The following is a 12,367-nucleotide window of genomic DNA, read 5'->3' as shown; positions in this document are numbered from 1 at the left end:
TTCCTGGAGGGTGTTCCATGACGATTAAACTGATGGCGTCGGCGTCGGCTTTCGTGTTCGCCGTCGCCTTGGCGGGCGCCGCGTCCGCGCAAATCGACGGATCTAACGGATCCGCCGGAGCCTGGGCAGGCGATGGTGGCACAGCGACAACGACCAATACAGCCACCAGCACCGCAGATTCCGGCAATACCGATAGCTCGACCAATGACTCGGGCAACACGACGGACGCCGGCAACACCTACACGACCACCGACGCCTCGACCAACGACTCCGGCAACACGGCGGATTCGGGCAACACCTACACGACCAACAACACAGACGCCTCGACCAACGACTCCGGCAATACGACCGACGCCGGGAATACCTACGACTCCAACAACACCGACAACTCGGTCAACGACTCCAACAATACCTCTGACTCCGGCAATACGACCGATGCCGGCAACACCTACGACTCCAACAACACCGATAACTCAGTTTATACTGAGGCGAATGTGACGACGACCACGGTCACCCTCTCCGCTCAGTCTCTCGACGCGGCCGTCACTGGCACCACCGTGACGTTTGAAGGCGACGCTGGCGGCTTCGCCACCGGCGCCATCACCTATGACGGCGGCTCCTTCGCCAGCTTCGCCGGCATCCAGACCTCCGGGACCAACTCCGGCGTCGGCTCGCTGAACCAGGCGGCGACCGCTCTGTCGGCGAATGCGAACATCTCCTTCGGCTCCGCTCCGTAGAACCGAAAGAAAGAGGTCCTGACACCCAGCCTGGCCCCGCCAGGCTGGGCGTCCCTTTGTTCCAGGGGAGGCCCACCATGAGGATACTCACGGCGATCATCGCGCTCACGTTATCGGCCTATGCCGCCCCCGCGCTCAGCCAGGCCACGCCGGACACGGCGCCTGCGGCGATCCAGGCCGCCCCCGCCGATCTCGTCAGCGCCAACTTCGAGCCCGAGCCGATGTCGGTCGACATGCTCGCCGCCGAAAGCGGGCAAGGGGTCAGCAACACGGCGATGACCGAACAGCAGCTGAACGCCACCAACAGCGGTAATTCCGTGATCGCCGGCGGCGCGATCCAAACCGGCGATGTCGCGTTCTCTACGGCGGCGCTCAACGGTTTCGCCGGGATCGGCAACTTCGTGATCAACACCGGCAACAACAGCAACCTGCAGGGCTCGATCAGCGTCAACATCGTGACCGGCCCGATGCAATGAAATCGCCGCGAGGCCACGCCCTAGTGATTGGCGCGGCCTTCGCCGCCACGCTCGTCTGCGCCCCGGCCGGCGCGCAGGTGATGTTCGGTCAAGGCGGCGCGATCTACCAGCTCAACGTCCTGACGGTGCGGGACATCCCGTTCCGCTCGGTTGTGCGCCAGCAGTACGACTACAGCTGCGGCTCGGCTGCGGTTGCGACCCTCCTCACCTACCACTACGGAACGCAGGTCAGCGAGGGCCAGGTCTTCAAGGCCATGTACGAGAAGGGCGACCACGAGAAGATCAAGGCGGTCGGCTTCTCGCTGCTCGACATGAAGCGCTATCTCGACGGCCGCGGCCTCTCCGCCGACGGCTACCGCGCTACCTACGAACAACTCGCTGAGGCGAATGTGCCCGCCATCCTGGTCATCAAGACCGGCTCCTATCGCCACTTCGTGGTCATGAAGGGCATCACCGGAGACAAGGTCCTGATCGGCGATCCGGCGCTTGGCCTGAGGCGCTACACCCGCGACGAATTCATGCAGATGTGGAACGGCATCGTCTTTGCGATCCATGCCAAGCCCGGGCTGAATTCGACGTTCAACCTGGCCGAGGAGTGGCGTCCGTGGGCCATCGCGCCGCTGGACGAAGCCATGCGGGCCGAGATCTCGATTTCGTCGTTCACCCGTGAGCTGCCGCCAACCTACCAGATCACGGACCGCATCTCGCTCGATCCGATATTCCAATGAGACAACGCTTGCACCGCATGTTCCTTTGCGCAGGCCTGGCCCTCGCGGCGGTCTGGCCCAGCGCCCAAGTTCAGGCGGAGGACTTCACCTCTAGCCAGGTCATGAGCGTGGAGGAATTGGAGGATGTCCGCGGCGGCCTGCAGACGCCCAACGGTCTCGACATCGGCTTCGGGGCGGTGGTGCGCACCTTTGTCGACGGCAGCCTGGTGCTGCAGACCCGCTTCACCTGGACCGAGACCGGCCCGGTCGAGACGATCGAATACGGCGCCACGATCCCGGACATCACCACCGCGGCCGCCGCCGGCGGCGTGTTCCTCAACGGCCCTGGCCTGGAAGGCGTGGTGGTCAACGGCGACGGTGGCGTCACCGCGATCGCTCACTCGGTCAGCAGCGAGCACATCACCCATCTGGTGATCAACAACGCCAACAATCGCGACATCCGCCAGTCCACCGACATAACCCTGGACATCCCGGCCTTCACCCAGATGCAGCAGGACATCGCCAAGCAGGCTTTTGATCTGCGCCTGCAGGACGCCTTGCGGATCGCCCTGCGAGACGCGGCCGCGCCCTAGACCCACCCTAGAAGGTGTAGGGAACCCGGATCATCATCCGCATGTCCGGCGCGTCGCTGGTGACACCGAACTCATAGCTATTAAGGATGCTGATCCGCGGCGTCAGCCGGTAGGACATGCCGAACTGCAGCGCCCCCACCTGCAGGCTGTTCGACTTCTGCGTCGTCGAGCCCAGCTCGGTTTCAGTGCCCAGGATGAAGTTGTGGCTATAGCCCAGCGACATCGAGAAGCGCGGGTTCAGCGCCAGGCCGAAGCCGATGTTGAAGGCAATGGTGTCGCCCGGATCGACGCGGCCGACGAAGACGTCGCCGATCTCTTTGTTGATGTCGTCGGGTACGTTGTACAGGTAGCTCAAACCGCCCCAGATCACGGCAGGATCGGTCGGGTACAGCATGGTGATGCTGGCTTCCGTCCCCCAGAAACCCGAGCCGGTGGCTAGGTCCGTCGCGACTCCGAACTCGTCGTAGGGAATTTCGAACGGGCTATCGCCGGTCGGCGGCTTGACCCTCAGCCCCGCCACGAAGATCGGATCGCCAGGCATGCCCTTGGTGATCTGGTAGCGGGCCGACACCTCGACGTCGCCGATGTCGTGGCTCTCCAGGTCGATGGTGCGGGTCACCGTCTCATCGCGCTGGGCGACGGTCGTCACCCGGTCGTGCCTGTATACGTAGGGAATGCGTCCCTCGATCTCGAACTTGCCGCCAAGGCCGTAGCGGGCGACCAGCGAACCGACCACAGAGTCGCGATCGGCGTCATTGGCCTCGATCACCCCCAGTTGGACTCCCGGTACGACCTCGATGCCGCGGAACACCAGTCGGTTGGCGCTGGCGCGGACGAACTCCAGGGTCGGCTCGACGATCAGCTTGCCGTCCGGCGTCAGCACGCCCATGCCCTGCGGCAAGGCCGCAGCGTCCGCCTCGAGGCGGCGGCTAGGTTGCGCGGGCGCCTCGCCCACCGGTTTGCTCGGCAGGGCTTGGCCGTTGGTCGGTGGAGCCTGGAGGGCGGCTGTCTGCATCGGCCTGCTCGCCGCGCCGGGTTCGGCGGCGGCGAGCGCCGCGGCATGGCCTGCCCGGATGTCGGCCAGGGCTTCGTCGCGCTGGAACCGCAGAGCGCGGATTTCGGCACCCTGCGCCTCGATCACCTGCCCCTGTTCGGCGAGGCGTCGCTCCTGCTCGTCGATCCGCACTTCCTGCTGTCGGAGACGCGCCTCGATCTGGGCCAGATCCGGGGCCGGAGCCGGGCCGGCCGCCCAGGCGGGAGAGATGCAGACGGCGGCCAGCACACCGCCCGCGAGCAGGCGGACGTAGAACCCCTTCACAAGCGCATCGCTCATCGTGCCTCCAATACGGGTGGAGCCCCCACGGACCGTCAGCCGGGCCAGGGTAGGTGATCGACCTCGTCGGAGGAGCCCTCGGGCCCGGACGCCGGGGTCTTCGAAACGGGATCAAGCAGGTTGACCAGCTGGGTCCGCGCACGGTTCACGCGGCTTTTCATGGTCCCTACCGGGCAGGAACAGACATGGGCCGCTTCCTCGTAGGTGAGGCCCGCGGCAAGGACGAGCAGGATGGCTTCACGCCCCTCCGTGCTCAGTTCCTCGAGCGCGCCGAGCAGCTCGTGATACTGGACGAACCATTCCTGCTCGGCCGGGTGGACCAGTTCGCCGGCATGACGGCCATCGACGTCCTGGACAATCATCTTGCGCCGGGCGGTGTTGGTGTAGAGGCAGGTGCGGAGGATCTTGAACAACCAGGGCTTCAGCCGGTACTCCGGCTGGAACGCGCCCCGGTAGTTCCAGGCGCGCATCAAGGCGTCCTGAACGAGGTCGTCCGCCTCAAACCGCGAGCGCGTCAGCGCCAGGGCATAGGCGCGCAGCTGTGGAATGATGTCCACAACACCGCGTTCGAACTCTGACACTGACATCGCAACAGCCTGCTTCCCCGCAGCCCGACTCGACCGCGATCACAAAGTAAATCTCCAACGCTACACTTGGCCCCAGGCCACCCATGGCCGCACTAAACGACCGCATTACGCTACCGCGGAACGCTTGGATCACTAACGAACAAATTTACTATCTGCGATATACTCACACTCGCAGAGGTCGCGATTATATCGGGCAGGCGGCGTTACACAGCCGCCCGCTCAGCCGCGCGCAACGGCCTCCCACAAACAGGCCATTGGTCAGACGCAAACCTGACTTCCCGGTTCCCGGCGGAAGATGCAATTCCTCGGCAGTCACGATCACACTGCGACGATACGGCAAGCATGTTGTGCAGGAGCGGCGGACGCCCGAAGTTGTTTGACTGTTCTAACTTCACTTTGGCGCTTCCATCCGAGCTGCGCAAAAGCTGAGCTACGCAATGAGATTTGAACTTGGAAATTTTATATCACGATGTCGTGGCGAAACAATCTACCCGTTATCAGGGAAACTACCGATAGTTCGCCATGGTTACTGTCGCGCTTGCAACGATTTCTATCGCACTCGGCTCCGCTTTGCTGGCGATTGAGGAATGCCGGTTCCAGCTGCCAGATTTCATAAAAGCGTGCCTGGACTTTCCCAGGACCGGCGGTCAAATCCGGCACGGGTGGGAAATGTGGAGTTCGACATGACCGATCTGTCCCTGCCGCCGTCCGTGACCGTAAGCCCGACCATCGTCGGGGTGTCCGTCCTTACCGATGATGGGATCACGGTGCAGGTCAGCCTGCCGCGGCCGCGAGGCCTGCAGGACCTGCCGGCCGACGAAGTCGCCGACCGAGCACGACGGATGGCCCAGGCGGCCCTGCGATCGGCCGCCAACAGCCTTGAAAGCCCAGCCCTCTAGTCTTCGGTATCGACCGAGGCCTGCATGGCCGGCGCATAGCGCGGACCGGTGACGGTCTGCGGATTCACTAGCTCTTCGACGCGTGCCATGTCGGCGTCCGACAGCCGGATCGGAGCCGCACCGGCGTTTTCGCGCATGTGGTCGGGATTGGTGGTGCCGGGGATCGGCACGATCGTCTCATCCTTCTGCAGCAGCCAAGCCAGGCAAAGCTGGGCGGGCGTGCAACCGGCCTCCGTGGCGAGGGCCGCGAACTGTTCGAACATCTTCAGGTTGGCCGCGAAGGCATCCCCCAGGAACCGCGGCATGGCCTTGCGGAAGTCGCCGTCCTCGAGCGCCGCCGGATCCATGACCCCGCCCGCCAGGAAGCCGCGGCCCACCGGGCTAAAGGCGACGAAGGTCACGTCGAGTTCGCGGCAGGCTTCCAGGACAGCGATCTCCGGATTGCGGGTCCAGGGCGAATACTCGGTCTGCAGCGCGGTGATCGGATGGACGGCGTGGGCCCGGCGCAAGGTCGGCGCAGAAACCTCCGACAGCCCGATCGCGCGAATCTTGCCCTCCTTCACCAGGTCGGCGAGCGCTCCGACGCTTTCCTCGATGGGGACCCGCTTGTCCCAGCGGTGCAGGTAGTAGAGGTCAATGACATCGGTCTGCAGGCGGCGCAGGCTGCCCTCGCAGGTCGCCTTGAGCACCTCGGGACGGCCGTTCAGTTCGCGCTGGTCGCCATTGGTCAGGCCGCATTTGGAGGCCAAGACATAGTCGCCGCGGCGATGCCTCAGCACCTCGCCGACCAGGGTTTCATTGTGGCCCAACCCATAGACGGCGGCAGTGTCGAGAAAAGTGTAGCCGGCGTCGAGGGCGCCAAGCAGCACGCGCTCGGCCTGCTCGCGCGGCGGCGGCGGGCCGTAGGCGTGAGAAAGGCTCATGCAGCCCAGGCCGATAGCCGAGACCTCGAACTCACCGAGTTGACGCTTATCCATCCGCCGCTCCTCACCTGATTACCGCCGGGGAGAAGGCGACAACGGCAGGGCTTCGGTCAACTGGTTAAAGCGCCTTTCAGCCAGGTGAAGCGCAGTGGGCCCTACGGCGTGATGTTCATCTTGACGAGGATGCGGCCCGGATTGGCGAGGGCGAACGCTTCTGACACCTCGACCTGCGCCGCCAGCTTCACGGCTTCGACAGCCTGGTCGCCAACGGCGTCCACCGCCTTGCAGTCAGTGAGATTGGCGCCGCTGATCTGACAATCGACGAGCACGGCCTGAACCGCCGGGACGACAGGCGCGGGCTGCGGGTGCGCGTAGGAAGCGGCGATCGCAGTGGCGGCGGCGAGAACGGTCAGGAACATGGAGCCTCGGCGGTTAACAAAGGTTACTCAAAAGTGAAGCTCCGCAGATGGCAAGTGTTTCATTCCGGAACTGTCGGGCTTCTCCACCGCAATCGCCGTGCCCGGCGGTGAGCCTCGCGGACGTGCTGCTCGCATAGAGGCGCCCGGCGCCCATGCGGGTTGCAGTGCAGCACTGCGCGGTTGCACCGCACCATAAAAGCTTGAAAGCCTGAGCTGCACAGGGCAGGAGAGAGTCAGGCGAAGCGGTCGCGACTAGATTTGAACCGCCGTCTGAAGGGAAACGCCGGGAGGTGGTTGGTTTCAACCCCTTTCCGGGAAAAGTGATTATGATCCGTATTCTTGCTCTGACCGCCGTGGCCGCCCTCGCCGTCACCGCTCCCGCTCAAGCCGGCTCCGTCCGCGTTCCGCTCGCCGGCAAGTCGCAAGCTCAAGTCGAAGTTGAAGTGGCCAAGGCCGCTCGCACCGTCTGCTTCCGCGCCACCCGCACCGAAACCCTGGTCATGGACGCCTTCTCCCGCTGCGTGAAGGACACCACCAAGGCCAGCCTGGACAGCTACGCCACCGCTCAGGCCCAGTCGAACTCGACCCTGGCCGCGCGCTAAGCCTCAAAACTCTCAGTACCGCGTACAGCAAAGGCCGGCGGCGACGCCGGCCTTTCGCATGTCTAGGTCAGCAGCAGCGGAAGCCGCCCTTGCCGCCGCCATAGCGGGCGTCCTGCCGGTCGCGGAAGAACTCGGCGTGGGTCATCGGCGCCTGCCCCGGATGGGTGCGGGCCATGTGCTCGACATAGGCCTCGTAGTTGGGCACGCCGACCATCAGCCGCGCGCCGTCGCAAAGGCATTGAGCGAACCGGGCGAAGGGATTTGGCGCCGGCATCGCCCTACTCCGCCGCCACTGCGTCGGGATTGAACTCCTTGGCGGTCCAGCCGTCGGTGCGCCAGGCCTTGAGGCAGGCGGCGATTCCGAACCAGATCATGCTCAGCACCACGGCGATGAACACCGCGCAGAGCGCCGCGTCGATACGGTCGTTCCAGACGATCTTGTTCATGTCGGCGATGCTCTTGGCCGGCGCCAGCACCTGCCCCTCTGCCAGGGCCGCGCCATACTTGCGTGCATGGGCCAGGAAGCCGATCGCCGGATCGGGCGACAGCAGCTTCTGGAAGCCTGCCGTCAGGGTGCAGATACAGAGCCAGACGGCCGGAATGATCGTCACGAAGGCGTAGCGCTGCCGCTTCATCTTGAAGATCACCACGGTCGCCATGATCAGGGCGATCGCCGCCAGCATCTGGTTGGAGATCCCGAACAACGGCCAGAGCGTGTTCACCCCGCCGAGCGGATCGGTCACGCCCTGGTGCAGGAAGTAGCCCCAGGCCGCGACGCAGAGTCCTGTCGCGGTCAAGTTGGCCGTCCAGGACGCGGTTTCCCTGAACTTCGGAATGAAGGTCCCGAGCAAGTCCTGCAGCATGAAGCGCCCCGCGCGGGTGCCCGCGTCGACCGCGGTGAGGATGAACAGCGCCTCGAACAGGATGGCGAAGTGGTACCAGAAGGCCATCATCGCCTTGCCGCCGAGCAGGTGAGAGAAGATGTGCGCCATGCCGACCGCCAGGGTCGGCGCGCCGCCGGCGCGGGAGATGATCGTCGTCTCGCCAACATCCTTGGCCGTTTGTTCGATGAGCTGAGCACTGATCGGGTGGCCCATGGCGCCGACGGCCGCAGAGGCGCTTTCGGCCGTGGTTCCGACCACGGCGGCCGGGCTGTTCATCGTGAAGTAGACGCCGGGGTCGAGGATCGAAGCGGCGATGATCGCCATGATCGCCACGAAGCTCTCCATCAGCATGCCGCCATAGCCGATGAAGCGGGCGTTGACCTCATTGTCGATCAGCTTGGGGGTGGTGCCCGACGAGATCAGCGCGTGGAAGCCAGAGACCGCGCCACAGGCGATGGTGATGAACAGGAACGGGAACAAAGTCCCCGACCAGACGGGCCCGCCGCCGGCCGCGAACTGGGTGATGGCCGGCATCTGCAGGGTTGGGCGCATGATGACGATGCCGATGGCCAGGGCCAGGATCGCGCCGATCTTCAGGAAGGTCGACAGGTAGTCCCGCGGCGCCAGCAGCAGCCAGACCGGCAGCACCGCGGCGACCGCGCCGTAGCCGATCAGAATCCACGAGAGCTGCAGGCCGGTGAAGGTGAACAGGGCGGCCAGCTCGGGCGAGGCCGCCACCTTCTGCCCGCCGACGATGGCCAGGATCAGCATGACGAACCCGAACACCGAGACCTCGGCGATCCGACCTGGCCGCACGAAGCGCATATAGAGCCCCATGACGATGGCGATCGGCACGGTGGCTGCGACAGTGAAGGTTCCCCAGGGGCTGGCGGTGAGCGCCTTGACCACGATTAGGGCCAGCACCGCCAGGATGATGACCATGATCATGAACGCCCCGAACAGGGCGATCACCCCGGGGATCGGGCCCAGCTCCTCGCGGATCAGTTCGCCGAGCGAGCGCCCGTCGCGGCGCATGGAGATGACCAGGACCAGGAAGTCCTGCACAGCCCCGGCCAACACCACGCCCGACAAGATCCAGAGCACGCCGGGCAGATAACCCATCTGCGCGGCCAGCACCGGGCCAACCAGCGGTCCAGCGCCAGCGATCGCCGCAAAGTGGTGGCCAAACAGCACGTAGCGATTGGTCGGAACATAGTCCAAGCCGTCGTTTCGGGTGACTGCCGGCGTCGGCCTCGCCCCGTCCAGGCGCATGACCCGCTGGGCGATGTAGAGGCTGTAGTAGCGATAGGCGACCAGGTAGACGCAGACCGCGGCGGTCAGGATCCACAGCGCATTGACGCTCTCGCCGCGCGCGGTGGCCAGCACCGCGAGCGAAGCCGCGCCCAGCATGGCCAGCAGGGCCCAGGGCCCGTGTTTGCGAACCATATCCATCGACGCGCTCCTACTCCTGCGCCCCCGCTTGGCGCCCGCCTAGCCCTACAACCGATTGAGCCGGTTCGTGAACCTATCTAGGAGACCGACATGGCGAGCCCGCAGATCAATCCGCTGCTCGAACTGACGCTCGACGTCATCGCCCGCAGCGGCCCAGGCCTGTTCGATCCGTGGTGGGTGTTCGGCAGCGCCGGCATGGCGTTGGTCGGCGTGCCCGACCTTTCGCCGCCCGACGTCGACCTGATCGTGTCCGAGCGCGACGCTCTGACCTTGATCGAGCTATGGGACGCCGAGCGCGTGCCGGCCGCGCCCTCCCCGCTCTTTCGTTCGACGATCTTCGCCAAGGCTCAGATCGCGCCGATCCCCATCGAGGTGATGGCCGGCTTCGAGGCGTTCTCGGACGGCGGTTGGTCGGCGGTGGTCCCCGCCACTCGCCACCACATCCCCTGGAGGGCCGGCGCGCTGTTTACGCCGACAGCTAGCGAACAGGCGGCGATTTGCCGGCGCTTCGGGCGCCCGAAGGACCTGGCGCGAGTCGCGCTGCTGGAAGCTTTGGCCTAGCTGTCGCCGCGGACGCGCACGATCAGCGACTGGCTGGCCGTGGCCATCAGCTCGCCGTCCTGGGCGAACAAGTACATCGCCCCGTGGCCGAAGCCGCCATGCACGCCGGTGATGCGGATGTCGCATAGCGCCCATTCGGTCGGCACGATGCGTCGATAGCGGATGGTGTTGTCGAGGCTGTTGCCGCCGGCGTTCATGCCCAGCGCGTTGCCGATCGCGCCGGGAATGAAATCGGCCATGATCGCCAGCATCCCCGCGTCGATGGCGACGCCGTCACGCGGCCGGATCCAGAGCAGCAGCCGGCCGTCGTCGGCGCCGTCGCTGGCATCGGTGCCGCCATAGCGGCCCTTGGCCACGCGAACCTCGATGCGGCTGTGCAGGTCATCGCCGCCGCCGCGCCAATGATCGGCCGCCTCGCAGTCCTCCGGCGGCGCCACTTCCGGCATCGCCAGCCACTGCTTGGAGAGCTCGCTCGGACGCGCGCCGAGCGCGGCGTTGACAGTCAGGATCTCCTTGTCGCCGACGTGGCTGATCACCCGGGCCTGGCTGTTGTACTTGCCGGCGGCCGGCACCCAGACGTCGAGGTCGACGACGCTCGGCGGCCGGGCATAGGAAAGATACTGCGCCGTCGCCCAGATCACGGGGCGATCGCAGGTGCGCTCCAGCGCGACGATGGCCGAGGCCATGCCGACCCCGCCAAACATGAAGAGATTGTCGCGCGAGCCGACGCATACGGCGGGCGTCAGCGGCAGGTACCAGCGGTGCGGGTTGTGGGTGGCGCGAAGGTCGAAGAACAGGGGCGAGCTCATGGCCTCTCCATGAGAGCCGTCGAGCTTCAGCGCAAGAGCGTTTGCGTCAGCGCGCGGCCTCTGCGGCCTCAGCCTCATTCTGCAGCCGCCGGTCAGCTTCCTTCATCAGCTCTTCGGTCGAGAGGTTGCGCGCCTCGCGGGCGCGGATCTCGTCGACCAGCCGCTGGTCGGAGTTCTGGACGTGCAACGCGTAGAGGAAACCGCCAAATCCGCCGAGCGCGCCCACCGTCAGCACCAAAGCCGCGATCGCCGCAATGCCGGTCCAGGTCTTGGATTCCTGTCCCGCCGGCGCCGGCTTCAGATAGGCGGCGCCGATGAAGATCACTCCCGCCAGGAAGGTGGCGCAACCGCCGGTGTGGATCATCGCCCGCTGGCCGACCAGGTCGACATTGGCCACCACGCTGGGCGCCAGGCCGATCAGTCGGTTGCCCTCGGTGAGTTGCGAGACCTCAATCGTGCCGGCGAACACCACCTGGGCCAGGCCCAGGATCGCGAGAATCCAACCGGCGATGATCATTCGGGCCTCCGTCGCGGGCTGTGGGCTGCGAATCTGCCCGCGCGCCTCAGTCTAGCCCCGCAGGCGGGTGATCGCGGCCCGGAAACCCGGCTGCGTCGAAAAAGTCCGTGACCAGAACGCCTTTCCTAGGGCCGCGCTCGGGAGGCTAGGGCCTCCTTTCTCACCGTGCAGCGGCGTTGGCCGGACGGCCCGCGGGTCGCCAGGCTGGTGTTGAGCGCTGGTCCGGTGCAGATCGAGGTGCTGCCGCGCGACGACAAGCTCATCCGGGTGGTGGACCAGGTCACGTCCCGGCACGGCGACATCAGGTCGAGCCGAAAGACTGGTTTGCGCCGACCCGGACGTTGACCGTTCGCGTATCGGAAGCCGCGAACGACATCGCGCTGGCCGCAAAGAAGCACTGGCGATTGGGGCTTGAGGCGGCGGTTTCCCTGGCCTCGTCGCTACTGGCGCAGCCCGCCAGGGCGGCGACGACCGCTACAGTCCAAGCAATGGCTCGCGGCATCGATCAGCTCCAGAAAACGGCGGCCAAGAACTGTCCGTTGCCACGAACTTGATCTGCGGAATACCTGAAATGTCGGACGCTTGAGGCCTGGGTTCGGGCCGATGGCGCTGCCGATCGCAGACAAGCAAAAGCCCCCTGGAGTGATCCAGGGGGCTTTTGCTTTGAACCTTGGGTGCGGGGACAGGATTTGAACCTGTGACCTTCAGGTTATGAGCCTGACGAGCTACCGGGCTGCTCCACCCCGCGTCAGGGTGTTTGATTGTGAGTTGAAGGGTTTGTTGTCTTCATCCGTTTGGTAGACCTGGCGGCGACCTACTCTCCCGCGCCTTAAGACGAAGTACCATTGGCCCAGAGAGGCTTAACGAC

The 12,367-nt window shown here is 65.4% G+C and carries 15 protein-coding genes and 1 tRNA gene; 7 read left to right on the top strand and 9 right to left on the bottom strand.

Annotation, left to right across the window (positions count from 1 at the left end; translation table 11 throughout):
* The first annotated feature begins 17 nt into the window (after positions 1 to 17).
* The 4 genes from AC1DQJ_RS19870 (at position 18) to AC1DQJ_RS19855 (ending at position 2,513) form a co-directional block, all read left to right on the top strand.
* Entirely contained in the window at positions 18 to 737 is a 720-nt protein-coding gene (locus AC1DQJ_RS19870; protein ID WP_477606524.1) for a hypothetical protein, read from the top strand.
* A 77-nt stretch (positions 738 to 814) separates the two neighbouring features.
* Positions 815 to 1,213 carry a hypothetical protein gene (locus AC1DQJ_RS19865; protein WP_477606522.1) on the top strand — a complete coding sequence of 133 codons (399 nt, stop codon included), beginning with the start codon at positions 815 to 817 and terminating at the stop codon, positions 1,211 to 1,213.
* Positions 1,210 to 1,941 (top strand): C39 family peptidase, encoded by a 732-nt coding sequence (locus tag AC1DQJ_RS19860; protein ID WP_477606520.1) that lies wholly within the window; start codon positions 1,210 to 1,212, stop codon positions 1,939 to 1,941. The genes AC1DQJ_RS19865 and AC1DQJ_RS19860 overlap by 4 nt, the downstream gene beginning before the upstream one ends.
* Positions 1,942 to 1,949: 8 nt before the next feature.
* The gene (locus tag AC1DQJ_RS19855) at positions 1,950 to 2,513 is read left to right on the top strand and encodes a hypothetical protein (RefSeq protein ID WP_477606518.1); all 564 of its coding nucleotides are present in this window, start codon (positions 1,950 to 1,952) and stop codon (positions 2,511 to 2,513) included.
* Between the two features lie 7 nt (positions 2,514 to 2,520).
* Here the strand turns inward: AC1DQJ_RS19855 and AC1DQJ_RS19850 are convergent, their stop codons facing one another.
* Together AC1DQJ_RS19850 and AC1DQJ_RS19845 are read right to left on the bottom strand one after the other, a co-directional pair.
* Positions 2,521 to 3,846: a transporter gene (locus tag AC1DQJ_RS19850; RefSeq protein ID WP_477606516.1), complete on the bottom strand. Its 1,326-nt coding sequence runs from the start codon at positions 3,844 to 3,846 to the stop codon at positions 2,521 to 2,523.
* A gap of 35 nt (positions 3,847 to 3,881) precedes the next feature.
* The gene (locus tag AC1DQJ_RS19845; RefSeq protein WP_477606515.1) at positions 3,882 to 4,433 is read right to left on the bottom strand and encodes a sigma-70 family RNA polymerase sigma factor; all 552 of its coding nucleotides are present in this window, start codon (positions 4,431 to 4,433) and stop codon (positions 3,882 to 3,884) included.
* 683 nt (positions 4,434 to 5,116) lie between these two features.
* Between AC1DQJ_RS19845 and AC1DQJ_RS19840 the strand changes: the two genes are divergently transcribed.
* Positions 5,117 to 5,332 carry a hypothetical protein gene (locus tag AC1DQJ_RS19840; protein WP_477606513.1) on the top strand — a complete coding sequence of 72 codons (216 nt, stop codon included), beginning with the start codon at positions 5,117 to 5,119 and terminating at the stop codon, positions 5,330 to 5,332.
* On the opposite strand, the gene AC1DQJ_RS19835 is transcribed toward AC1DQJ_RS19840, so the two are convergent.
* Together AC1DQJ_RS19835 and AC1DQJ_RS19830 are read right to left on the bottom strand one after the other, a co-directional pair.
* Complete coding sequence (locus AC1DQJ_RS19835) at positions 5,329 to 6,309, bottom strand: aldo/keto reductase (RefSeq protein WP_477606511.1); 981 nt, start codon at positions 6,307 to 6,309, stop codon at positions 5,329 to 5,331. The two genes, AC1DQJ_RS19840 and AC1DQJ_RS19835, sit on opposite strands and share 4 nt — an antisense overlap.
* Positions 6,310 to 6,410: 101 nt before the next feature.
* On the bottom strand, positions 6,411 to 6,674 hold the full coding sequence (locus tag AC1DQJ_RS19830; RefSeq protein ID WP_477606510.1) for a hypothetical protein: 264 nt from the start codon (positions 6,672 to 6,674) through the stop codon (positions 6,411 to 6,413).
* Between the two features lie 326 nt (positions 6,675 to 7,000).
* Between AC1DQJ_RS19830 and AC1DQJ_RS19825 the strand changes: the two genes are divergently transcribed.
* Complete coding sequence (locus AC1DQJ_RS19825) at positions 7,001 to 7,276, top strand: hypothetical protein (protein ID WP_477606508.1); 276 nt, start codon at positions 7,001 to 7,003, stop codon at positions 7,274 to 7,276.
* A 67-nt stretch (positions 7,277 to 7,343) separates the two neighbouring features.
* Here AC1DQJ_RS19825 and AC1DQJ_RS19820 read toward each other — a convergent pair whose 3' ends face one another.
* Both AC1DQJ_RS19820 and AC1DQJ_RS19815 read right to left on the bottom strand, forming a co-directional pair.
* The gene (locus AC1DQJ_RS19820; protein WP_477606506.1) at positions 7,344 to 7,550 is read right to left on the bottom strand and encodes a YbdD/YjiX family protein; all 207 of its coding nucleotides are present in this window, start codon (positions 7,548 to 7,550) and stop codon (positions 7,344 to 7,346) included.
* A 4-nt stretch (positions 7,551 to 7,554) separates the two neighbouring features.
* The gene (locus AC1DQJ_RS19815) at positions 7,555 to 9,612 is read right to left on the bottom strand and encodes a carbon starvation CstA family protein (protein WP_477606504.1); all 2,058 of its coding nucleotides are present in this window, start codon (positions 9,610 to 9,612) and stop codon (positions 7,555 to 7,557) included.
* A 90-nt stretch (positions 9,613 to 9,702) separates the two neighbouring features.
* Between AC1DQJ_RS19815 and AC1DQJ_RS19810 the strand changes: the two genes are divergently transcribed.
* The gene (locus AC1DQJ_RS19810) at positions 9,703 to 10,173 is read left to right on the top strand and encodes a hypothetical protein (RefSeq protein WP_477606502.1); all 471 of its coding nucleotides are present in this window, start codon (positions 9,703 to 9,705) and stop codon (positions 10,171 to 10,173) included.
* Here the strand turns inward: AC1DQJ_RS19810 and AC1DQJ_RS19805 are convergent.
* The 3 genes from AC1DQJ_RS19805 to AC1DQJ_RS19795 all read right to left on the bottom strand — a co-directional run bounded on the left by AC1DQJ_RS19805 (position 10,170) and on the right by AC1DQJ_RS19795 (position 12,247).
* Positions 10,170 to 10,982: an acyl-CoA thioesterase gene (locus tag AC1DQJ_RS19805; protein ID WP_477606500.1), complete on the bottom strand. Its 813-nt coding sequence runs from the start codon at positions 10,980 to 10,982 to the stop codon at positions 10,170 to 10,172. The two genes, AC1DQJ_RS19810 and AC1DQJ_RS19805, sit on opposite strands and share 4 nt — an antisense overlap.
* Positions 10,983 to 11,028: 46 nt before the next feature.
* Entirely contained in the window at positions 11,029 to 11,499 is a 471-nt protein-coding gene (locus AC1DQJ_RS19800) for a hypothetical protein (protein WP_477606498.1), read from the bottom strand.
* Between the two features lie 671 nt (positions 11,500 to 12,170).
* A tRNA-Met gene (locus AC1DQJ_RS19795) sits at positions 12,171 to 12,247 on the bottom strand.
* Positions 12,248 to 12,367: the final 120 nt, after the last annotated feature.

The organism is Phenylobacterium sp. P4_E10, assembly GCF_056401675.1.
The sequence above is the reverse complement of the archived record's forward strand: the minus strand, read 5'-3'. Positions and strand labels throughout refer to the sequence as shown.